The sequence below is a fragment of the Corynebacterium sp. HMSC036E10 genome (assembly GCF_001836265.1).
Lineage (GTDB): Bacteria > Actinomycetota > Actinomycetes > Mycobacteriales > Mycobacteriaceae > Corynebacterium > Corynebacterium coyleae.
The window spans coordinates 35,005-56,204 of record NZ_KV827938.1 but is presented as its reverse complement, the minus strand read 5'-3'; the positions used below and the strand labels follow the sequence as shown (position 1 = coordinate 56,204).

Here is a 21,200-nt window from a genome sequence, read left to right as displayed (position 1 = left end):
CTGACGCGACGAACAGCAAAAGCCCCGGCCACTGTGTGGAAACAGTGACCGGGGCCGATCAAACCGAGCGCTTACTTCTCCAGTGCGTCGATGATCTTGTTAAAGGTTGCGGACGGACGCATGACCGCGGAGGTCTTGGCGTCGTCCGGCCAGTAGTAGCCGCCGAGGTCGGCAGCGTTGCCCTGGGCAGCGAGCAGCTCAGAGTCGATCGCTTCGGCGTTGTCGCGCAGGTCCTTCGCAATCGGGCCGAAGACCTCAGCCAGTTCGGCGTCGTCGGTCTGGGCTGCCAGTGCCTCTGCCCAGTACAGGGAGAGCCAGAAGTGGGAGCCGCGGTCGTCGATTTCGTTGACCTTGCGGGACGGGGACTTGCCCTCATCCAGCAGCTTCTCGGTTGCCTTGTCCAGAGCGGCGGCAAGGACGCCAGCCTTCTCGTTGCCGTTGGTGTTCTTCTCGTGGCGGAAGGACTCGGCCAGTGCGAGGTACTCACCGAGGGAGTCCCAACGCAGGTGGTTTTCTTCCTGGACCTGCTGGACGTGCTTCGGGGCGGAGCCGCCGGCACCGGTCTCGAACAGGCCGCCGCCAGCCATCAGCGGGACGACGGAGAGCATCTTCGCGGAGGTGCCCAGCTCGAGGATCGGGAAAAGGTCGGTGTTGTAGTCACGGAGCACGTTGCCGGTCACGGAGATGGTGTCCTCGCCGCGGCGGATGCGCTCGACGGAGATCTTGGTGGCCTCGACCGGGGAGGCGATGGAGATGTCCAGGCCGTCGGTGTCGTGGTCCTGCAGGTACTTCTTCACCAGTTCGATGAGGTTGCGGTCGTGTGCGCGCTCTTCGTCCAGCCAGAAGATGGTCTTCATGCCGGACAGGCGTGCGCGGTTGACGGCCAGCTTGACCCAGTCCTGGATCGGGGCGTCCTTGGTCTGGCATGCGCGCCAGATATCGCCAGCCTCGACGTCGTGCTCGATCAGCACGTCGCCAGCAGCGTTGACTACCTGGACCTTGCCGTCGGCCGGGATCTTGAAGGTCTTGTCGTGGGAGCCGTACTCCTCAGCCTTCTTTGCCATGAGGCCGACGTTCGGGACGGTGCCCATGGTGGTCGGGTCGTATGCGCCGTTTTCGCGGCAGTCGTCGATAACCGTCTGGTACACGCCGGCGTAGGAGGAATCCGGGATGACGGCCAGGGTGTCCTGCTCCTGGTCGTCGGCGTTCCACATGTGGCCGGAGGTGCGGATCATGGCCGGCATGGAGGCGTCGATGATCACGTCGGACGGGACGTGGAGGTTGGTGATGCCCTTTGCGGAGTTCACCTGTGCCAGTGCCGGGCCGTCCTGCAGGGCCTGGTCGAAGGCTGCGCGGATCTCTTCGCCGTTCGGCAGATCAGCAAGGCCTTCGTAGATTGCGCCGAGGCCGTTTTCGCCGTTGAGGCCGGCGTCGAGAAGCTCCTCGCCGTACTTGTCGTAGACATCCTTGAAGAATGCGCGCACGACGTGGCCGAAGATGATCGGGTCGGAGACCTTCATCATGGTGGCCTTGAGGTGAGCGGAGAAGAGCACGCCCTCTTCCTTGGCCTTCTTCACGGCGTCCAGCAGGAACGCATCCAGAGCCTTCGCGGACATGAAGGTGCCGTCGATGACCTCGCCCTTTTCAACCTTCAGGCCGTCCTTGAGCACCTGCTCGCCATCAGCGGTGACGAGCTTGATGGTCAGGGTGTCCTCGGCCGGCATGATGACGGACTTCTCGTTGTGGCGGAAGTCGCCAGCGCCCATGGTGGCAACGTTGGTCTTGGAGTCCTTCGACCAAGCGCCCATGGAGTGCGGGTGCTTCTTGGTGTAGTTCTTCACGGCCTCCGGGGCGCGGCGGTCGGAGTTGCCCTCACGCAGGACCGGGTTCACGGCGGAGCCCTTGACTGCGTCGTACTTGTCCTGTGCGTCCTCGTAGTCCGGGATGTCGAAGCCTGCGGCCTGCAGTTCAGCGATGGCCTTCTTCAGCTGCACGAGGGAAGCGGAAATGTTCGGAAGCTTGATGATGTTGGCTTCCGGGGTCTTTGCCAGCTCACCGAGCTGTGCGAGTGCGTCGTCGACCTTCTTGTCGCCGAGGCGATCCGGGAACTGTGCGAGGATGCGGCCTGCCAGCGAGATGTCTGCGGTGTCGACCTCGATGCCTGCGCGGGAAGCGAATGCCTCCACGATCGGCTTGAGGGAGTACGTCGCAAGCAGCGGTGCTTCGTCGGTACGAGTCCAAATGATCTTCGCCATAATGCTCCTTTGTTGTAAGGTTCCTGACTTCAACCCACCAGAGTACCGTCCCACCACGGCCCTGTCTGGCGATAGGGCCGGGAGAGGTACGGGATAGGTAAGGTCTTGGCCCATGAGCCTTACCATTGCATCCGTCAACGTCAACGGCATCCGTGCCGCCACGAAGGTCCGCAACGAGAACAATCCGGGCATGTTGGCCTGGTTGAACGAGAATCCGGCTGATGTGGTGCTGATGCAGGAGGTGCGCGCCACGGAAGATCAGGCGCGTGCTGCGCTTGCCCCGGCGCTGGAAAACGGGTGGCACTTGGAGGTCGCGCCGGCTGAAACACCTGGTGCAAAGGGTCGCGCGGGCGTGGGCATCCTGTCGCGCACCCCGCTGCGCGATGTGGAGATCGGCATTCCTGAGTTCGAGGATGCGGGTCGCTTTATTGCAGCATCGCTTGACGACGACACCCGTGTCGCCTCCCTCTACCTCCCCTCAGGGGCAGCCGAGACGGCCAAGCAGGACGAGAAGTACTGCTTCCTGGACCAGTTCGAGCCGCTGCTGGAACAGTGGGCGGGCGAGTACCCGGACATGGTGATCGGTGGGGATTGGAACATCTGCCACCGCCGCGAGGACCTGAAGAATTGGAAGACGAACCGGAAGAAGTCCGGTTTCTTGCCGCACGAGCGCGCGTTCATGGATGCGGTGTTCGGCTGCTTCCCGGACGAGGAGGCGCAGGATCTAGAGGACAAGGCTGCGGTGGAATGGGCTGGGGCGGTGGAGTACCGGTCGGGGGGTCGTCGTCAAGCAAATGGTGCTCCGAAGTGGTTCGACGTCGCGCGCAGGCTGCACCCGGAGGACGCGCCGTACACCTGGTGGACGTTCCGTGGCCAGGCGTTTAACAACGACGCGGGTTGGCGCATCGACGTCCAGGCGGCCACCGCGAACATGTTGGAACGCGCGCAGCGCACCTGGGTGGAGAAGGCGCCGACGGTGGAAGAGCGCTGGTCGGACCACTCGCCGCTTGTGGTTGAGTATCGTTAATCCGGGTCTTCCTGAACGCCGTTCAATTGGGCGCTAAACTGTTGCGCAACCATCACGTGAACGACGCGAACGGAGCCCGCACATGACCGATATTCTTGACATCGCCCGCGAAAAAGCCCTGGAAAACGGCGAAGGTCTAAACAAGGAGGAACTCGTCCAGATCCTCAACATTGAGGACGAGCGCCTGCCTGAACTGCTGGACCTCGCCCACCAGGTGCGCATCAAACATTGCGGTGTCGATGTTTCGCTGGAAGGCATCATCTCCCTGAAGACCGGCGGCTGCCCCGAAGACTGCCACTTCTGTTCCCAGTCCGGCCTGTTCGAGTCACCCGTGCGCGCCGTGACTTTGGACATCGCCGAACTCGTCGAGGCTGCCAAGCAGTCCGAGAAGATGGGCGCTTCCGAGTTCTGCATCGTCGCCGCCGTCAAGGGCCCGACCCAGCAGCTGCTGGACCAGGTCGCCGAGGCCGTCACTGCGATCCAGGAAGAGGTGGACATTTCCATCTCCGCATCGCTGGGCATCCTCACCCGCGACCAGGCCCGCCAACTGGCCAAGATGGGCGTGTCGCGCTACAACCACAACTTCGAAACCGCCGAGTCGTTCTTCCCCAACGTGGTCACCACCCACACCTGGCAGGAGCGCAAGGATACGCTGGAGAACGTCCTGGCAGAGGGCATGGAAACCTGCTGCGGCGGCATCATCGGGCTCGGCGAGACCATCGAGCAGCGCGCCGAGTTCGCCACCCAGCTGGCCGAAATCCAGCCGCATGAAGTGCCGATGAACTTCCTCGACCCGCGCCCAGGCACCCCGTTCGCCGATCGCCCGCTGGTGCCGCAAGGTGAGGCGCTGCGCGCCGTCGCCGCGTTCCGCCTGGCCATGCCGTCCACCCAGCTCCGTTTTGCCGGTGGCACAGAGCTCGCGCTTGGCGACGACGGCACCGAAGCCGGACTCATGGGCGGCGCGAATGCCATTATCGGCGGTAATTACCTGACCACGTTTGGACGTCCGATGGAGAAGGACCGCGACGCCGTTGACCGTGTGTTGGAAGGCGGGGCGAAGCCAGGCTTGAGCCTGAACATCACCCCGGTGGGGGAGAAGCAGAACTCCGGCCACGGTGTTCTGTACGACACCATCAAGTCGCTGTAGTTAGCCGGGCCCTGATGAAAATCCCGGATTCAACGGAACTCGCCGACGCAGTGCTGTCCGGCGAGATCGCCTGGCCGCTCGACCCGGCCAGGCCCTACGACGCGCCGCGTATTTGCCCGCTATGCCAGCGGCGCATGGTGGTAAAAATCAGCCCGATGGCGTGGGAGGCTGCCTGCTCCCGCCATGGGCTGCTGCGCTCCGAGTGGTTGGAGAAGTAGGGGGCGTTAAAGGTCGAGATGGATGCGGATAGCTTCGTCGAGTTCCATCATTTGGCGGGGAGAAAGCCGTCCCACTCGCTTGCCGACTCGCATGACCGACACTGAACGCATGAGTTCCGGCTGAGTTTTTGAATCAATTCGAAGGCCGGACTCTTCGGAATCGACGTATGTCTGAAACGGGAAGACTCTCGAAGTATTTGAGGTCAGCGGCACGGCAGTAATCATTCCGCCGTGTATCGCTGCGCCTTGATTCGCGGTGTCGTTGCTGATGATCACGGCGGGCCGTGTCTTGTTGGCTTCCTGTCCGACCGCCGGTTCGAAATCAACGAGGCGAATTTCACCGCGAAGCATTGTCTAGCCCTTCATTAGCGAGTGAATCCCAAAGGGCGGCTTCTTTTTTCCATTCCGGGTCGGAGAAGCATTCTTCATACGCTTTAGCGAGTGATTCCCGCTGGAGGGCGAGGATCGCTTCGCGCATCCCTTCAGATCGAGAACGCAAATCCAACTCGGAAACGAGGTTATCCAGAGTTTGGAGCTCGTTCCGACCTAAACTCACACTGATTCTCATACCATTTTTCATACTCTGAATAGTACTTGTCGTGGTGCTGATTAGGAAGGGCTATTTGGTGGGCAGTGTGCGCACCTGCCCGCTGTGTGGCCGGCGCCTGGGGGTGAAAATTTCCCCGTTGTCGTGGGAGGCGGCGTGCTCCCGCCACGGGCTGCTGCGCTCCGAGTGGGTGGAGCGGTAGGGGGCGGGAGTGTCTGCTAGCGCACTAAGCGCTTCGTGTTGCGAATCGCCACCGCGCTGACGGCGAGTGTGGCCAGGCATGCGGCGCTTACGCCACCGACGGCGGCGGTGTCCCAATCGCCTACAGGGGACTCAATAGCCCAGTACAGTGCGACCGCGATGAGGAACGTGGCAAATGCGGTGATGATACCGCGCCCCGCGCCGAAGGAGGCGTAGACCAAACCGAGCGCAACCCCCACGATGGCAGCAACGAAGAAGAACGCGATGTGGAGCAGCACCGTCCACGCCATCGACGTGGTGTCTTGTCCGACGTTCGCCACGATGTAGGGGTCACCATTAGTGTCCACCCAGGGCACGTCTGCGCCGTTGGTGAAGAGGAACAGGTCATAGGCCTGGTAGTACGGGCTCTTGAACTGGTTGTAGATCGACGATGCCGCGGTGGCCCCTCCAAGTATCACGGCCACCACGACGGATGTGATTGTGGCTGAGTTTATCCACGCGGAAAAGCTTGCGCCGAGCTGGTTCAAGGCGCTCCACTGTGCACCTGCCAGGATGAATAGGGTGGTCAGTGCGAAGCCTCCGAAGATGGTCCAGAGAGAGCCATCGCCACGATAGAAACGGCCCAGCGGGACTAGGACCAGCAAAACGGCCAGTGTTGCCAGGTAGGACAGTGGTTTGAAGGGGCTGAGGAAGAGTTTCATCGTTCGGGCCTTTCCGTCGCGAGGAGGTCAATGAGTTCGGCATCGTCCGGGTACTCGATGGGCAAGTGGACATCGGCCACGCCGATAGGTTCGGCGAACGTCGCGCGTGTCGTGGGCCCGAGGCTCGCTGTCTCAGCGACGGGGAAGCGGGCGGTAAGGTCTTTGATCTCGGCGGTGGGGCCGGTGACCGTTGGAAAGCACAGGCGGGCGTCGTCGAGTGGGACTGGGCGCGAAACCACCCGATCAAACACCTGGATGACATGGGTGGCGAGACCCACGAAGTCCTCTGGGCGATGCGATGCCATCACCACGCTGCGCTGCGGGTTCTCCGCGATGTAGTCGATCAGTCTCTGGCGGACCTGTTTGCGGGTGGTGGTGTCGATGCCATCAAACGGTTCGTCGAGAAGTAACAGGTCTTTGCCAATGGCTAGGGCCACCTCAATGGTGAGTAGGCGGCGCTGCCCAACGGAGAGATCTTTGATGCGGGCGTTGGGAAAGTCGAGCCTCACGTGCGGGTAGATCGCTGCGACTGCACGTAAGTGATCGTCCACGGTCGTGCCTGCAAACTTGGCATCCGCACCAGCCGGAACGAACGCGGTGTGAGGGCTCATGAGCGTGTGGAGGTAGTGGGTTTTGCCGGCGGCGTTCGGGCCGACCAGCGCGTAGAAGCCGGGGTTCATTGAGCACGCTCCTTTTCGATCATTGCGGTCAGCTCCTCGGTGGTGATGCCGAGTTGGTTGGCCTCGTGGACAAACGGTTGGACAAAATCGCGGGCAAATGCTTCGCGACGCGTACGTAACACCTGCTCGCGTGCACTCTCCAGGACGAACATGCCGAGCCCGCGGCGTTTCTCCAGCAGACCCTCGTTGAACAGTTCGGTGAGTGCTTTGGCGGAGGTGGTGGGATTGACAGAGTGGTAGGCGGAGAGCTCGTTGGTAGACGGCACCCGGGCGCCGGGAGCGAGGGTGCCTGCCCCGATGAGGTCACGTAACTCATCTGCTATCTGTAGGTATATGGGTTTACCACTCATGTGGGTAACCATAGAACCGGAAAGCCCGGCGCGTCAACCCCCAATTTTGACGCGCCGGGTGAGATTCGGGTATGTCGCGGAAACCGCAGGCTAGCGGCTACTCGGCGTCGGTGATGTCGAGCAGTGCCGCGCCCTTATCCACGTGGCTGCCGGCCTCCACGGCGAGGTTTTTCACCACACCGCTCTTGTGGGCCTTGACCGGATTTTCCATCTTCATGGCCTCGAGGATGACCACGATGTCGCCGGCTTCCACCCGGGCGCCCTCGGCGACCTCGGACTTGACCACGGTGCCCTGCATCGGAGCGGTCAGGGTGTCTGCACTGGCAGCGCCCTTGCCGGACCCCTTGCCGCCGGATCCGCCATTACGGGAGCGGCGCTTGCGGTCGCGGCGGCGCTGCGCCACTGCGCCGAGAAGCAACGGCTCCGGCAGCGTGATCTCGATCGATCGGCCGTTGACCCCGACGGAGACGGTGCGGCGGCGCGCTTCGTCCTGCTCACCGTCTTCGCCAGCGCCGTCGGACTCGTAGGGTGCGACGTCCGGGTCCCATTCCTCTTCGATCCAGCGGGTGTAAACGGCGAATTGGGTGGCGTCGCCGGTGAAGGCGTCGTCGTCAAGCATGCGCTGGTGGAAGGGGATGATGGTCGGCATGCCTTCGACCCGGAATTCGGCGAGGGCGCGCTTGGCGCGGGCGATGGCCTGGTCGCGTGTTTCGCCGCGGACGATGAGTTTGGCCAACATCGAGTCGAACTGGCCGCCGATGGTGGAGCCGGCGCGGATGCCGGAGTCGACGCGAACGCCGGGGCCTGCCGGTTCGATGTAGGTGGTGGCGGTGCCGGGCATGGGCATGAAGTTGGTGCCGGCGTCTTCTGCGGTGATGCGGAATTCGATGGCGTGGCCGGTGGGTTCCAGGTCGGCGTCGAAACGCAGTGGCTCGCCGGCGGCGATGCGGAACTGCTCGATGACGAGGTCCACGCCGGTGGTTTCTTCGGTGACGGGGTGCTCAACCTGGAGGCGGGTGTTGACCTCGAGGAAGGAGATCAGCCCGTCGGAGCCAACCAGGTATTCGACGGTGCCAACACCGACGTAACCTGCCCGCTTTGCAATCGCTTTGGCGGAAGAGTGGATGCGTTCGCGCTGCTCATCGGTGAGGTACGGGGCGGGGGCTTCCTCAATGAGCTTTTGGAACCTGCGCTGCACGGAGCAGTCACGGGTACCGGCGACGATGACGTTGCCGTGAGTATCCGCCAGCACCTGCGCCTCCACGTGGCGGGCGCGGTCGAGGTAACGCTCCACGAAGCACTCACCGCGGCCGAACGCTGCCTTGGCTTCGCGGGTGGCGGACTCGAACAGTTCGCGGATCTCGCCGCGGGTGCGGGCGACCTTCATGCCACGGCCGCCACCGCCGTACGCCGCCTTGATAGCCACGGGCAGACCGTGGGTGTCGGCGAAAGCGACCACATCGTCGGCGCTGTCCACCGGGTCTTTCGTGCCCGGCACGAGCGGTGCGTCGACCTCCTCAGCGATGCGCCGGGCGGTGACCTTGTCGCCAAGCGCGTCGATCGCCCTTGGCGGCGGGCCGATCCAGGTCAGGCCCTCGTCGATGACGCGCCGGGCAAATTCGGCGTTCTCTGCCAAGAAGCCGTAGCCGGGGTGGACGGCGTCTGCGCCGCTGTCGCGGCAGGCCTTGAGCACTTTGTCGATATCCAGATAGCTTTGCGACGACGTCTCGCCACCGATCCCAATCGCCTCGTCCGCCATTTCGGTGTACGGCGCGTCTTTGTCGGGGTCGGCGTAGATCGCCACGGAGGCAAGGCCGGCGTCGCGGGCTGCGCGGATGATGCGGACCGCGATCTCGCCGCGGTTGGCGACGAGGACCTTGCGGAACGGAAAGTCATGCATGTGTGCGGTCCTTTCTAGAAGTAGGTGACGTTGCCGATGGTTTGCTGGGCACCGAATGGCTGGCCGAATGCATCGCCGAACACGTTGTCTTCGTAGGCAGCGCCGGTGCCGGCAGCCGCAGCATCAGTGGCAACGGCCTGCCAGGAATGGGCCTCGGCGAGGACGGTGGTCAGTGCTGCCAGTTCGTCGTGGGACAGCGACGTGTCGTCGGTACGAAACAGTGGTGTCATGGTGTCTCTCCTTAAACGGTCGGGGTCGCGGTCGGGTACGTGCCGTCGGCGTTGAGACGGGCATCGGGGTTGAGCAGGAGTGTGATCTCGTCGGCGTGGTCGTCGATACCGGCGAAGCGGCGGTTCTCCACCTGGGTGAAGAGGTCGGCGCGGCCGATCATTCCGGCTTCGAGTCGGCTTGCGCCCTGGGCGAGGCGTTCGGTTGCGCGCTCACGCCAGGCGTCGGCGTCGCGGCCGTCGCGTGTCAGTGCGGCTTCGAACACACCCGGGTGGCCCAGCACGACGAGCGCGCCGACGTGGCCGAAACCGAGCGAGGTCAGCGCCGCGGCCTTCACGTTGCCGGCACCGAGGGCGAGCGGGGAGCGCAGCCACACCAGGTTGGTTGCCTTCGGCTCGATGAGCGGGTCGACGCAGTCCAGGGAGGCGTTCGGCGGGAGGTCGCCGGTGGCCAGCACGTCGAGGAGTCCGCCGGTCTGCAGCAGTGCCGCACCTGCCTTGGAGTGGCCGGTGAGGGTCTTTTGCGAGATGACGTACATCGGCGCGTCCGGGTCGCGGCCAACGGCCGGCCACAGCACCGAGTGCAGTTCGGACTCGTTCGGGTCGTTGGCGTTGGTGGAGGTGTCGTGCTTGGACAGGACGGTGACGTCGTCAGGGGTCAGCCCCAGCGAGGACAGGGAGCGGGCCAGGCGCGAGTCGGTTCCGCCGCAGGCCGCAGCGAGCACGCCGAGGCCTGGTGCCGGGATGGAGGTGTGCGCGCCGTCGCCGAAGCTGGAGGCGTACGCGACCACTGCCAGCACCGGCAGGCCGAGTTCGGCAGCGAGGGTGCCGCGGGCGAGCAGGACCGTGCCGCCGCCTTCGGCTTCGAGGAAGCCACCGCGTCGGCGGTCGTTGGCGCGCGAGATAAAGCGGCCGTCGATCCCTTGTGCCGTCATCTTGGCGGTTTCGGCGGTGGCGTTCATGTCGCCGAAGCCCTGGAGGGATTCGACCTGGACGTCGTCGATACCGCCGGCGACTACAAAGTCGGCCTTGCCCAGCGCGATCTTGTCCACCGCTTCTTCGATACTGACGGCGGCGGTGGCGCAGGCGCCGACCGGGTGGATCATGGAACCATAGCCGCCGACCAGTGCCTGCATGGTGTGGGCGGCCACCACGTTGGGCAGTGCTTCCTGCAGGATGTCGGTCTGGCGTTCCTCGCCGATGAAGCGGGAGACGAACACCTTGTGCAGCGATTCCATGCCGCCGATACCGGTGCCTTGGGTGGTGGCGATGAAGGACGGGTGGACCTTCTGCATGAGCTCCGCCGGGGTGAAGCCGGCGTTGATGAACGCGTCGACGGCGGTGACCAGGTTCCAGGCGGCCATGCGGTCCATGCCGTCGGCCATCTGTGCGGGGATGCCCCACTTGGTCGGGTCGAAGCCGTCCGGCATCTGGCCAGCGACGGTGCGCGTCAGGGTGGCCTTCTTCGGCACGTGTGCCAGGGCACCGGCGTGGCGGGTCACGCTCCATTCGCCGTCGATCTGGCGGATGGTGGTCTTCTCACCGTCGGCCTCCACGTATGCGAGAGCTTCCTCTTCCGTGGCCACGGTGAACGTGATGTCGCGGTCGAGGTAGACCTGCTCGAGGTCGATGGAGCCTTGGTCGGTGAGGAAGTACTTGTCCGTCAGGGTGCGGATACCGCTGCGTGCGATGACATCGTCGCGGAAGCGCTCGTAGATGTCCTCCTCGGCGACCTCTGCGCCGTCCTCGTCGTACCAGGCCGGGTTCGGGTCCTCGGACCAGGTGATCAGGCCCATCATCCACGCCAGTTCGAGAACACCGGCTGCGGTGAGGTCGACCTCGCCGGTGCGGGTGATGCCGTATTCGGCTTCGCGGCGGGTGCGGCTGGAGCCCCAGCTGGATACTTCGCCGATGCCGACGACAACCACCATGTCATCAAGTGCGCAGGTCACATCGCCCACAGCTGCAGGTGCAGGCTGGCGCGGGGTGGTGACGTTCGGCAGTGCGCGCACCGTGGCGCCATTGCTTGTCGACGACTCCGTGCCCGCCACATCAACACGTGCATTACGCGCCAGATCGGCGATGGACACGCCTGCGTCCTCGAGCCCGCCAGTGAGGTCGAGATCCAGCGGGGACTGCTTCGCCTGCTCGCGGGATTCCTCGGTGACCAGACTAAGCAGCTGCGTGGAGATCTGCTCCGGGCTCCACACGTGGATACCCGCAGCCTGTGCTGCCGGAACGAGCCCGTCGTTGCCGCCCATCAGGTGCGTGCCGGCAACCCAACCGATGCGGGCCTGCGCCAGAGTCACGCCCTCTGGCCAGCCGGTTTCCGCGGACCACTTGTTTACGATCGCGTCGAAGGCGGCCTTGACTTCGCCGTAGGCGCCGTCGCCACCGAAGGTGCCGCGGTTCGGCGAGCCCGGCAGGACGATGTGTGCGCGCTCGGCAGGGAAGTGATCGCCGCGCTGCGCCAGGTCAGACAGGCCGGCGATGGTGCGCTCGACCGACCACAGCAGCAGGCGGGCCTGCGTTTCGGCGTTGCCGCCGACCTCTGCAAGCGAGCCGGACACCGGCGGCGCTGCGAACGGGAAAGCAAGCGTCGGCGTGAGTGCCGGTTTGATGATCTTGACGTCCTTGCCAACGGTTTCCTTCTGCTCCGAGCCGATCCACTCGATGAGCGCATCGATGTCGCGGTAGGACGACAGGTTCGTCGGCACCAGCCACAGGCGCGCACCCACGGAGGCGTGCTCGGCGAAAAGCGTGCGGGCGAATTCCTTGCGCGCCTGGCTGACGTTGGATGCCGTCATGATCACCGTCGCACCGCCTGCGAGCAGGCCCTCCACCACAGCGGTGGCGATGGAACCCGGCGCGGCGCCGGTGACCAGGGCGACGTCGTTTGCGTACGGCTCGTTCGCTGCGGCGTTGGCGGCAGCGGCGATCTCGCCGAGTACGTTGCGACGATCACCCTCCACGCGCTTGGCGTACCACTCGGCCTGCTTGGCCACGGTGGAACCGGTGCCAGCGAAGCGCTGTGGTGCGAGGTCGAGCTCGCCGAGGGCGACGCGGGCGAGGTCTTCGCGGGCTTGGGCCCAGCGGTCGTCGAAAAGCACTGCCTTGCGCTCGTCGAAGACCGGGGTGACCTGCTTGACCCAGCCGGAGCCGAGTTCTGCCTCGATCGTTTCCACGATCGTGGTGTCCGGTGCGGGGATCTCGGCGACCTCGTTTTCGATGCCGAGCTTGTTCAGCAGCGTGCGGGCGGTAGCCACCAGGGTGTCGGTGACTTCGTCCTTGTAGGCGTCGAGCGCAGCCGAATCCACCACGCCGCCGCCGGATGCGCCGCCGCTGGTGGCCTGGGAGACTGCAACGCCGTAGCGTGCGGCGACATTTTGTACCGCCTGGTCGATCAGTGCGGTGATCTCCGCCTTGGTTGTGGCCGACGGCAGGCTGTTCAGCGAGCCGCCGCGCACCGATTCCTCGGTGCGGCTGCCCAGCAGGATCTCGGCTTCGACGTGTGCGGTCCAGGATGCGGGCAGGCCCCACGCGGCTGCGAGGTGCTCGCCGACAAACGCCGGCTTCAGGCCCGCGCCACCGAAGAGTTGGCGCAGGCGGGTGCCCACGGCCTCGCTCAAGACAGCGCCGAACGGGGTGTAGCCAGGCGCGGCGGTGTTCACGCGCGTGTTTAGCGTGGCCACGTCGGCTTCCGCTGCGCCGTCGATGGCGGGCACGCCGAGTTCGGCGGACATGTCCATGAGCAGCTGGTTGCGTCGCGACGACACCCCACCGGTGAGCTCCTCAATAGTGTCCGAATCGTTGATCTGCTCGGGGCGGATCTTGTTCTGCAGCGCGAACAGGACGGTGATCGCATCGGCCGCGGTGAAGGGAAGGTCGGACGCGGGTGCGCCGGATGCAGCAGGTGCAGCCGGTGCAGCCGGTACTGGCTCTGCCGGTGCGGCGGGGGCCGCGGGTGCAGCCTCGGCGGCCGGTTGCGGGGCGGATTCTGGGGCCGGTTCGGCGTCTGTTTCTGCCGGGGTGTCGTCGACAAGCACAGGCTCCGGCGCGGACACCACGTCGTTGAGCATGACAATGTCCTGGCTTGCCTCAACGTTGAAGACCGGCACGTGGATGCCAATGACATCCATCTCGCGCTTAGCCAGGTTGGTCAGCGTCGGCGAGGACGCAAGGCCGACCTCGATGACCTGGTCGACGCGACCAAGCAGGTAGTCCTGCGTTTCAATCCAGCGCACAGGCGAGGCGAACTGCCACGCCAGCAACTCGATAAGCAACGTGCGTGCGAGCGTGTTGCGTTCGGTGTTCTCCGGCGTCATGCCCTTGAGGCGCTCGGAGGGGACCTCGTCGGTGACGGCGTCGATGAACTGCTGCGTCAGCGCGAACGGCTTAGCCACCAGGTTCGGGATGTAGCGATCCACCAGCGTGTCCACGTCGATGATCGCCGGCATGTGCTCGTCGAGCTTCTCGGCGAAGTCCGCCACACCCTCGCGCAGCACGCGCGAGTGGAACGGAACGTCCACGCCCGGAACCGTGACGTAGGCGCGCGGCGTGACCGAGTTGGCCTTGCGCTCCAGAGCAGCAAGGCCGCGCTTCGTGCCCGCGACGGAGTACTGCTGGCCCTTGATGTTGTAGTTGACAATCTCCAAGAACTCGCCGGAATCCTGCGCAACACCAGCGACGTAGGCCTCGACCTCTTCCGGGCCGACACCGATCATGTTCGGGCGCAGCGCACCCATGCCGTAGTCGGAGTTACCCTCCGCATCGCGCGGCACCAGGGAGCCCATGGCGGAGCCGCGCGAGTACACGATGTCGATGACCGCTTCCAGATCAAAGATGTTGCCCAGCGCGGCAAGCGCGGTGTATTCACCAAGCGAGTGGCCCGCAAAGTACGCGCCGGAGGCCAACGCGTTGGCCTCGTTCAGGCGCTGGGTCTGGGCGTAGGCGACAACCGCCATGGCCACCTGGGTGAACTGGGTCAGGTGTAGCACGCCGTCCGGGTGCTTGAACTCCACACCGCGGATCACCAACCGCGACGGGTTGTCTTCCACAATGCGCTGGATGGAAAACCCGTGGGTCTCGCGCGTGTGGCGGTCTGCGCGGCGCCACACCTCGCGCGCCGCAGCGGAAGCCGCACGGTCGCCGTTGCCCATGCCCTGGGTCTGAATGCCCTGGCCAGGGTAGACGTAGGCGGTGCGTGGCTGGGCCAGAAGCGCCTGACCACGGGAGACAACGTCACCCGCGATGCGGCAGGTCACCTCAAGGGCCTGCTGGATGCCGACGCGGCCGACACGCTCGACGGTGATCTCTACCTCGTCATCAAGCTGCACCATGCCGTACATGGAGTAGGTCCAGCCGATGACCTGGCCGTGGCCAGCAGCGAGGTGCTGCGCGGTGGCGGACAGCCACATGCCGTGCACCAGCGGTGCATCTAGGTTGACCAGGGCGGCAGCGTTGGCGGAGGTGTGGATCGGGTTGTAGTCGCCGGAGACCAGCGCGAACGGGGTCATGTCCGACGGTGCGCGAACCACGGTGCGGTCCACGAACGAACGTGGGGTCGGCTCCACCTGATCGCTTGCCGCGCCGCCGCCGTACGCCGGCGCCGGGACTGGCGTCGCGGTGCCGGTGGCGCGACCACGGATGGCAAAGCGCTGCATCTGGGTTGCCACAACCTCGTCGCCAGAGCGCAGCTCCAACTCGACGGTGACAATGCGGCCAGAGGTGGACTCGGCAATAGAAGTGCACTTGGAGGTCACGTCGATGCGCCTGCCATCGGCAAGCTCGGACAGCGGGACACGCAGGTCAATGACGTGATCCAGGTGGACCGCGTTGAGCAGACCCTCGATGACCGGCGTGCCATCAGCCAGCCTGCCGGAGCCCAGCGCGGCGTAGATCGCCGGCCAGCAGGGGCCAACCAGCACGTCCGGCGTACCAACCACAGCGTTGTCGGCCACAGCGCCACCCGTAACTGCGGAGTGCGACGCCAGCAGGGAAGCAGGCAGCGTAAACGACGAGCGCGCCACACCAAACGGTGCGTCCTCGGTCGGTTCCTCGATCTGCGGAATCTCAGTAATCGTGTCGCCGGCCTCGCTGACCGAACCGACACCCGCCAGGCCAGACAGCAGCTCGAAGACGCTGTCGGAAAGACGATCGCCGTCCACAACCGGGGAGGCACCCGTGCCTGCGCCGGCAGGGATCTCGACCGGGATGTTCACCTCACGCACGTAGAACGGGCGCTTATCTTCCGGCAGGTGATCCCATGCGGAATCAGCGTGGATCCGGATCGTCCACTCACACTCACCAGCCGCGTTGGTGGTTGCCTCCACGTCGAAGGCGTCCTCGTCCAGCGCGTATGCCGGGTTTGCCATCAGGTGGCCGTGCCACACCAAGGTTGGGCAGGAGCGCAGGTACGCGGCCTCGTCGGCGGCGTCGCTGCGTCGAGCGAAGCGGGATTCGGCGGTGACGCCGTCGTCGATAAGCATCTGCGTCGCGGCATCCTCGAAGCGTGCCAGCAACTGCGCAACCGGCTCGTTCTTACGCGTAATGCCAGCAACCGCAACCGGGCCCGGGATGATGCGCACCTGGTCAGCGGTGTAGCGCTCATCCTGCGCCTGCCACAAGGTGTCCTTGCCAAACCAGGACTTCAGATCCGCATCAAGTGCCGGGACCCACGGCATCGGCTTCGGGTAGGCGTAGTGCAGGCCGATCCACCACGCCGCATCGCGCGGGGAAACCACAACCTCGCGTGCCTGCGGGTAGTGCTGCAGCAAGGTCTGAAGACCATCGCGCGGGGAGATCTCGACATCGTCGGGGAAGAGGGTCGGGATCTCACCGTGGTCGGCTTCGTTCAGGCGTGCCTCGATGCGCTGCAGCAACGCGACAAAGCGCGCGTTCCAGGTCTGGTCGATGAACGGATCGGCGAGCTCGACGAAGCGCTCGACCCACTCGGCGTACGTCATCGTCTCCACGTCGCCGAAGTAGGGCTTCGCCGTCTTCGACAGTGCCTCGATGATCTCTTCGCGGTGCGCCGGGTACTCCTCAATATCCAACGAGGCGATAAACCGCGCCGCCTTGGCAAAGGAGTTGTCCAGGTCGTGCAAGTCTGCCAGCAGGTGCGATTGCGACGACGCCACACCGGCCACGCCACGACCGCGGCCGACCCAACCGCCGTTGTTCTCCGGGGGCAGGCCCGGCGTATCCACGAGCAGCTGCTTGACCGAATCCGTGGCCTTCGCCTCCTTCGTGGCCATAGCCACGGTGCCGACGAACACACCATCCACCGGCATCGCAGGCAGCCCGAACTTCTCGGACCAACGGCCCGTGATCAGTTCCGCGGCACGCTCCGGCGAGTACACGCCACCGCCGACGGTGAGCACCGCGTTGTCGTGCGCACGAATCTCCGGGTAGGTCTCCAGCAGCATGTCTTCCAGGTCAACCCAGGAGTGGTGGCCGCCAGCGTGGCCGTCTTCCACCATCAAGATGACCTGGTCGTCCGGGTTCGCTGCCGCGATGGCAAGCGCGTTGCGGATCTGCTGCGTCGTACCAGGCTTGAGCGCAATGTAGGGGAAGCCATCCTGGTGCAGCTGCGCGAACAGTTCCGTAGCTTCTTCAACTTCCGGGATGCCTGCGGAGATGCACACGCCGTTAAACGGGGCACCGGCCGCGCGGGCCTTTGGCACCATGCGCGTTTGGCCGAACTGCAGGTTCCACAGGAAGCGGTCGAAGAACATGGTGTTGAACTGTGCGGTGCGACCGGGCTGCAAAAACGCCTTGAGGTTGGCGGTGTGCTTGCCAAACTCCTCCTCGGAGTACATGCCGCCACCGGCAAGTTCTGCCCAGTAGCCGGCGTTGGCGGCAGCGGCGACGATCTCGCCGTCCGCAGACGTCGGCGTCATGCCACCCAGGATGATCGGGGACAGGCCAGTCAGCGACGAGAACTTCGTCTGCGTGTACGTCTTGCCGTCCGGCAGCGCAATCACTCGCGGCGCGTAGTCCGAATAGTCCACGCCCTGCGGCAGCTCAGCACCCGGGCGTGCGAGGTCGTCGCGTTTCGCGGCAGTGGATGCATCGAGCACTGCGACGCCGGAACCGTTGGCCAGGTTGGTCACAATGGTTGCCGTCGCCGAATCAAACGTGAAAATGTGGCTCGCACCCTGGGCAATCAGGTCGCGCACGACTTCGGTGAAGTCGAATCGGTCCACCAAAATTGACTGCGCCAGTTCACGCGGGGTGGTGGTTTCAAACGTGATCCCGCACGCGTCCGCCCACTGCTGCGCCAGATCCACACCAGGGGCGTTGGTCTCCACATGGAAGGGGTACGCAACATCAAGCGAATCGAACACCGGCGTGATTTCGGAGCCGCCGTACTCCACTTCCAACTTGGCGTTGTATCTGCTCGCAGCCGCTTCGATGTCCTTGCGTGCCTGCGCGAGCGCCTCCGGGCTGCCGGACAGCACCACGTGGCGGTGCCCATTGATCACGCTGATCGGAGCAGCTTGCGTATCGACGACAAACTCACCGACCTGCTCAGGCGTCAGACCTCGAACCGAAAGCATCCGGCTGCGCGAGTCGGCGGCACCGTACACGTTGGTCGCGGCGGCACCCATGATGAACGCGAACGCAAGCGCCTTCTCCGCAGCCTGCGGGCCGTTAGCGCGATCCAGTGCGGCAGCGCCCAGGATTCCCTGCGAGTGACCGGCGAACAGTGCGTCGGTGGTGTCCAGGCCGAGCTGCTCGAGGTCTTCCGCGGCAACAATCTGGGCGAGCAAAATCGCCGGCGCGCTGACTGCGGGCAGGGCGTCGATCGCCTCGTGCGCGGCATCTGCATCCATCGCGTCGCGGATACGCTGCACAACCCCCGGCACCACAGAGGCCAACGGGCGGGCGACGGCGGCGGTGAGGGACTGGGCGTCGTGAAGAAGCTGCTCCATGCGGCTACGTGCCACAGGAGTCGCGGCAGCATCGGCGAGTGCCTGCTGCCAGGAAGAACCCTGCCCCGGGAACAGGATTGCGGGACGCTTCAGGGAAGAAAAAGAGGGGGAATTCATAACAGTGTCCTTATGGTCCTTTGAATCGGAGCGGGATTAGAGCGGGATATTGCCGTGCTTGCGCATCGGACGCGCCACGGTCTTGTCACGGAAGAAACGCAGTTGCGCTGCGAGAACCGCAGGGGTTTCGCTTGGGAGGATGACCGAATCGATCAGACCGCGCTCAGCGGCCTTGTACGGGTTGAGCATCTCGTCCTCGTAGTCGCGCTCATACTGCGCAATCAGTTCGCGGAGCTCCTCGTCGCTCACACCGGAGTCGCGGGCGTTAGCAATGTCTTTGCGGTTGATAAAGCCGACCGCGCCGGACGCACCCATCACCGCGATCTGCGCGGTAGGCCAGGCCAAGTTCACATCGGCGCCGAGGCCCTTCGAACCCATCACGCAATATGCGCCGCCGTACGCCTTGCGCATGGTCACGGTCACCTTCGGCACGGTTGCCTCGCCATAGGCGTACAGCAGCTTCGCGCCGCGGCGCAGAATGCCGCTGTGCTCCTGGTTCGCGCCGGGCAAGAAGCCGGGTACGTCCACCAGCATGACAATCGGGATGTTGAAGCTGTCGCAGGTGCGGATGAAGCGCGCGGCCTTTTCCGCCGAGTCGATGTCCAAGCAGCCTGCGAGCACCATGGGCTGATTAGCGACGAAGCCCACCGGCTGGTCCTCAATCCGACCAAACGCAGTGACGACGTTTTCAGCGCGCTGCTCCATGACCTCCAGGAACTCGCCGTCGTCCGCGATATGCGCAATCACGTCGCGGACCTCATAAGGGGTGTTCGGCGAGTCTGGGATCAGTGAATCCAGCGCTTTGGCGTCGGGGAGATCTGCCTCTGCATCGGTTGGGGTTGCCGAGCGCGGCGCCGACTTCTGGCGGTTGTTCGACGGCAAGTACTCGAGCAAGTCAGCCACCCAGTCGAGCGCATCCTCGTCGGATTCCGCAACGTAGTGGCAGTTGCCGCCCTGCTGCATGTGGATCCAGGCGCCGCCGAGCTCCTCCTGCGAGATCTCCTCACCCGTGACCGTCTTGATCACATCCGGGCCGGTGACGAACATCTTCGAGGTCTCATCCACCATGACCACAAAGTCGGTCAGTGCGGGGGAGTAGGCGTTACCGCCGGCGCAAGCGCCCATGATCACGGAGATCTGCGGGACCACGCCGGAGGCTTCGATGTTGTGCAGGAAGGTTCGCGCGATCCAGTCCAGCGATACCGCGCCGTCCTGGATGCGGGCGCCTGCACCTTCATAGAGGCCGATCAGTGGACGACCGGTGGTGACGGCAAGACGCTGAATCTTGGTCATCTTCTCGCCGTAGACCTCACCCAACGCGCCACCGAAGACGGTGCCGTCCTGGGAAAAGATGCAGACCTCGCGTCCGTCGATCGTGCCGAATCCGGTGACGATGCCATCCGTTGCCGGCCGTTTCGCCTGCATCCCGAAGTCATGGGTGCGGTGGCGGGCGTGCTGGTCGAACTCCACAAACGAGCCCTCGTCCAGGAGGTAGTCCAAGCGCTCACGTGCGGTCAGTCTGCCTGCTGCGCGGACCTTCTCCAGTGGTTTTGATCCCATCGGCTCGGCCGCTTCGGTGCGTCGTTGCACGAGGTCATCGTGTTTTTGGGCTGTGGTCGCCGGTGCCGGGCTTGGCGCCGGAACCGCTGCCTTTTCAGTCTGATGTACACCTGTAAACGTATTTGGCATGCTGGCATTCTAAACCTACGAATCCGTAAGTTACTAGTCGGTAGGTAAACTCCCAGCAACACAGCAGGTTCTGTTACGAACGCAAACCCCCGATGGACATTCAAGAAACTAGGCTTTGACCATGCATATCGGCATCGACCTCGTGGACGTTTCCTCGTTCGCCCAACAAATGGAATTCCCAGGTTCTACCTTCGGTTCTGTGTTCACCGACCGCGAGATACGCACGTGCAACACGAAACCGAATCGTGCTGCATCGCTCGCCGGACGCTGGGCGGTAAAGGAGGCTTACATCAAAGCCTGGTCCCAAACGATCATCGGCCAGCCCCCGCTTATCACCCCGGACGAGCTCAACTTCGCCGAGATAGAAGTAGTCAACGACGCATTCGGGCGACCTGTGGTCCAGTTGCACGGTGAGGTCGCACGGTTAGGCCCCCACGTCCAAAGCGTCTCCCTGAGCCACGACGGCGACTATGCGATTGCCACCGTGATCGTGGACTAGGGGCGCTTGGCCGGAAGGCTTACCGCCACGCCTGGGCGGCACGGACGAAGCCAGCTGCAAGGGTGCGGCCGGTGTGGGTGAGGTGGTCGTCGTGAAGCGAAAGCTCCTGGGTGACGGCAGCGGCATCGTAACCGCTGCGCGCGGCCCACTGACCTGCAACATCGGGGGAGCATTCGGGGTGGAACTGCACCGAGACGATGGAACCGAGACGCATCGCCTGGATGGGGCAGCGGGCACTCGAGGCGAGCAGTTGCGCGCCGGGCGGGAGCGACACCACTGCATCGTGGTGGGATTCGACCACAACCAATTCGGGATCGAGGACGCCGAAAAGAGGATCGGCAAGACCAGCTTCGGTCAGCGACACTCGTGCGGCGCCCTCTTCGTCCTGACTGGCTAAGCCGACGGAAACTTCGCCCCCGAAGCAGTCGGCGATGATCTGGTGGCCAAGGCAGATACCCAGCACCGGCATGCCTGACGAATGAGCTGCGCGAAGGAGATCGTGGACGGCGGGCAGCCAAGGTGCGGCCTCGGTGTCCAGGGCGTTGGTGCGACCGCCGAGGAGGATAAGGGCGGAGGTGGTGTCGTCGATACGCGGTGGCGTTTGGTTGAGATCGACGACATCGAGCTCAGCGCCGGCGCGTTCGAGCCATGGATCGAGGCGCTGGAGCGGGCTGATCGGGTCGGGCTGGAGAACAGTGATGCGCAT

16 protein-coding genes are annotated in these 21,200 nt (G+C 64.5%); 5 read left to right on the top strand and 11 right to left on the bottom strand.

Annotated elements, in window-relative coordinates:
- Positions 1 to 71: 71 nt before the first annotated feature.
- On the bottom strand, positions 72 to 2,255 hold the full coding sequence (locus HMPREF2736_RS01350) for an NADP-dependent isocitrate dehydrogenase (RefSeq protein ID WP_070828729.1): 2,184 nt from the start codon (positions 2,253 to 2,255) through the stop codon (positions 72 to 74).
- Positions 2,256 to 2,367: 112 nt separating this feature from the next.
- On the opposite strand from HMPREF2736_RS01350, the gene HMPREF2736_RS01345 reads away from it, so the two are divergent.
- From HMPREF2736_RS01345 to HMPREF2736_RS01335, 3 genes are all read left to right on the top strand, one after another.
- Complete coding sequence (locus HMPREF2736_RS01345) at positions 2,368 to 3,282, top strand: exodeoxyribonuclease III (RefSeq protein ID WP_070828728.1); 915 nt, start codon at positions 2,368 to 2,370, stop codon at positions 3,280 to 3,282.
- A gap of 82 nt (positions 3,283 to 3,364) precedes the next feature.
- Positions 3,365 to 4,429: a biotin synthase BioB gene (bioB, locus tag HMPREF2736_RS01340; protein ID WP_070828727.1), complete on the top strand. Its 1,065-nt coding sequence runs from the start codon at positions 3,365 to 3,367 to the stop codon at positions 4,427 to 4,429.
- A gap of 14 nt (positions 4,430 to 4,443) precedes the next feature.
- Positions 4,444 to 4,647, top strand: a complete 204-nt coding sequence (locus tag HMPREF2736_RS01335) for a biotin synthase auxiliary protein BsaP (RefSeq protein ID WP_070570538.1) — start codon at positions 4,444 to 4,446, stop codon at positions 4,645 to 4,647.
- Positions 4,648 to 4,653: 6 nt separating this feature from the next.
- On the opposite strand, the gene HMPREF2736_RS01330 is transcribed toward HMPREF2736_RS01335, so the two are convergent.
- Together HMPREF2736_RS01330 and HMPREF2736_RS11855 are read right to left on the bottom strand one after the other, a co-directional pair.
- Complete coding sequence (locus HMPREF2736_RS01330) at positions 4,654 to 4,998, bottom strand: type II toxin-antitoxin system PemK/MazF family toxin (RefSeq protein WP_070570536.1); 345 nt, start codon at positions 4,996 to 4,998, stop codon at positions 4,654 to 4,656.
- The gene (locus tag HMPREF2736_RS11855; RefSeq protein WP_070570534.1) at positions 4,985 to 5,227 is read right to left on the bottom strand and encodes a CopG family ribbon-helix-helix protein; all 243 of its coding nucleotides are present in this window, start codon (positions 5,225 to 5,227) and stop codon (positions 4,985 to 4,987) included. The genes HMPREF2736_RS01330 and HMPREF2736_RS11855 overlap by 14 nt, the downstream gene beginning before the upstream one ends.
- A gap of 19 nt (positions 5,228 to 5,246) precedes the next feature.
- Between HMPREF2736_RS11855 and HMPREF2736_RS12315 the strand changes: the two genes are divergently transcribed.
- On the top strand, positions 5,247 to 5,396 hold the full coding sequence (locus HMPREF2736_RS12315; protein ID WP_168167607.1) for a biotin synthase auxiliary protein BsaP: 150 nt from the start codon (positions 5,247 to 5,249) through the stop codon (positions 5,394 to 5,396).
- 16 nt (positions 5,397 to 5,412) lie between these two features.
- On the opposite strand, the gene HMPREF2736_RS01325 is transcribed toward HMPREF2736_RS12315, so the two are convergent.
- The 7 genes from HMPREF2736_RS01325 to HMPREF2736_RS01295 form a co-directional block, all read right to left on the bottom strand.
- Positions 5,413 to 6,096 carry a hypothetical protein gene (locus tag HMPREF2736_RS01325; protein WP_070828726.1) on the bottom strand — a complete coding sequence of 228 codons (684 nt, stop codon included), beginning with the start codon at positions 6,094 to 6,096 and terminating at the stop codon, positions 5,413 to 5,415.
- Positions 6,093 to 6,776 carry an ATP-binding cassette domain-containing protein gene (locus tag HMPREF2736_RS01320; RefSeq protein WP_070828725.1) on the bottom strand — a complete coding sequence of 228 codons (684 nt, stop codon included), beginning with the start codon at positions 6,774 to 6,776 and terminating at the stop codon, positions 6,093 to 6,095. Before HMPREF2736_RS01320 ends, HMPREF2736_RS01325 begins: the two co-directional genes overlap by 4 nt.
- Entirely contained in the window at positions 6,773 to 7,126 is a 354-nt protein-coding gene (locus HMPREF2736_RS01315) for a GntR family transcriptional regulator (RefSeq protein WP_070828724.1), read from the bottom strand. The genes HMPREF2736_RS01320 and HMPREF2736_RS01315 overlap by 4 nt, the downstream gene beginning before the upstream one ends.
- A 97-nt stretch (positions 7,127 to 7,223) precedes the next feature.
- Positions 7,224 to 9,026 carry an acetyl/propionyl/methylcrotonyl-CoA carboxylase subunit alpha gene (locus tag HMPREF2736_RS01310; RefSeq protein ID WP_070828723.1) on the bottom strand — a complete coding sequence of 601 codons (1,803 nt, stop codon included), beginning with the start codon at positions 9,024 to 9,026 and terminating at the stop codon, positions 7,224 to 7,226.
- A 14-nt stretch (positions 9,027 to 9,040) separates the two neighbouring features.
- Entirely contained in the window at positions 9,041 to 9,256 is a 216-nt protein-coding gene (locus tag HMPREF2736_RS01305) for a hypothetical protein (protein WP_070828722.1), read from the bottom strand.
- A gap of 11 nt (positions 9,257 to 9,267) precedes the next feature.
- Positions 9,268 to 18,306 carry a type I polyketide synthase gene (locus tag HMPREF2736_RS01300; protein ID WP_070828721.1) on the bottom strand — a complete coding sequence of 3,013 codons (9,039 nt, stop codon included), beginning with the start codon at positions 18,304 to 18,306 and terminating at the stop codon, positions 9,268 to 9,270.
- Between the two features lie 36 nt (positions 18,307 to 18,342).
- Complete coding sequence (locus HMPREF2736_RS01295; protein ID WP_083322939.1) at positions 18,343 to 19,995, bottom strand: acyl-CoA carboxylase subunit beta; 1,653 nt, start codon at positions 19,993 to 19,995, stop codon at positions 18,343 to 18,345.
- A gap of 121 nt (positions 19,996 to 20,116) precedes the next feature.
- On the opposite strand from HMPREF2736_RS01295, the gene HMPREF2736_RS01290 reads away from it, so the two are divergent.
- Positions 20,117 to 20,494 (top strand): holo-ACP synthase AcpS, encoded by a 378-nt coding sequence (locus HMPREF2736_RS01290; RefSeq protein ID WP_070422877.1) that lies wholly within the window; start codon positions 20,117 to 20,119, stop codon positions 20,492 to 20,494.
- Positions 20,495 to 20,513: 19 nt separating this feature from the next.
- Here the strand turns inward: HMPREF2736_RS01290 and HMPREF2736_RS01285 are convergent, their stop codons facing one another.
- Entirely contained in the window at positions 20,514 to 21,200 is a 687-nt protein-coding gene (locus tag HMPREF2736_RS01285; protein WP_070828720.1) for a type 1 glutamine amidotransferase, read from the bottom strand.

Bases quoted from the DNA above. Each gene is read 5' to 3' on its own strand.
- HMPREF2736_RS01350 (WP_070828729.1), bottom strand. From the start codon at position 2,255: ATGGCGAAGATCATTTGGACTCGTACCGACGAAGCACCGCTGCTTGCG.
- HMPREF2736_RS01345 (WP_070828728.1), top strand. From the start codon at position 2,368: ATGAGCCTTACCATTGCATCCGTCAACGTCAACGGCATCCGTGCCGCC.
- bioB (WP_070828727.1), top strand. From the start codon at position 3,365: ATGACCGATATTCTTGACATCGCCCGCGAAAAAGCCCTGGAAAACGGC.
- HMPREF2736_RS01335 (WP_070570538.1), top strand. From the start codon at position 4,444: ATGAAAATCCCGGATTCAACGGAACTCGCCGACGCAGTGCTGTCCGGC.
- HMPREF2736_RS01330 (WP_070570536.1), bottom strand. From the start codon at position 4,998: ATGCTTCGCGGTGAAATTCGCCTCGTTGATTTCGAACCGGCGGTCGGA.
- HMPREF2736_RS11855 (WP_070570534.1), bottom strand. From the start codon at position 5,227: ATGAAAAATGGTATGAGAATCAGTGTGAGTTTAGGTCGGAACGAGCTC.
- HMPREF2736_RS01325 (WP_070828726.1), bottom strand. From the start codon at position 6,096: ATGAAACTCTTCCTCAGCCCCTTCAAACCACTGTCCTACCTGGCAACA.
- HMPREF2736_RS01320 (WP_070828725.1), bottom strand. From the start codon at position 6,776: ATGAACCCCGGCTTCTACGCGCTGGTCGGCCCGAACGCCGCCGGCAAA.
- HMPREF2736_RS01315 (WP_070828724.1), bottom strand. From the start codon at position 7,126: ATGAGTGGTAAACCCATATACCTACAGATAGCAGATGAGTTACGTGAC.
- HMPREF2736_RS01310 (WP_070828723.1), bottom strand. From the start codon at position 9,026: ATGCATGACTTTCCGTTCCGCAAGGTCCTCGTCGCCAACCGCGGCGAG.
- HMPREF2736_RS01305 (WP_070828722.1), bottom strand. From the start codon at position 9,256: ATGACACCACTGTTTCGTACCGACGACACGTCGCTGTCCCACGACGAA.
- HMPREF2736_RS01300 (WP_070828721.1), bottom strand. From the start codon at position 18,306: ATGAATTCCCCCTCTTTTTCTTCCCTGAAGCGTCCCGCAATCCTGTTC.
- HMPREF2736_RS01295 (WP_083322939.1), bottom strand. From the start codon at position 19,995: ATGCCAAATACGTTTACAGGTGTACATCAGACTGAAAAGGCAGCGGTT.
- HMPREF2736_RS01290 (WP_070422877.1), top strand. From the start codon at position 20,117: ATGCATATCGGCATCGACCTCGTGGACGTTTCCTCGTTCGCCCAACAA.
- HMPREF2736_RS01285 (WP_070828720.1), bottom strand. From the start codon at position 21,200: ATGCGCATCACTGTTCTCCAGCCCGACCCGATCAGCCCGCTCCAGCGC.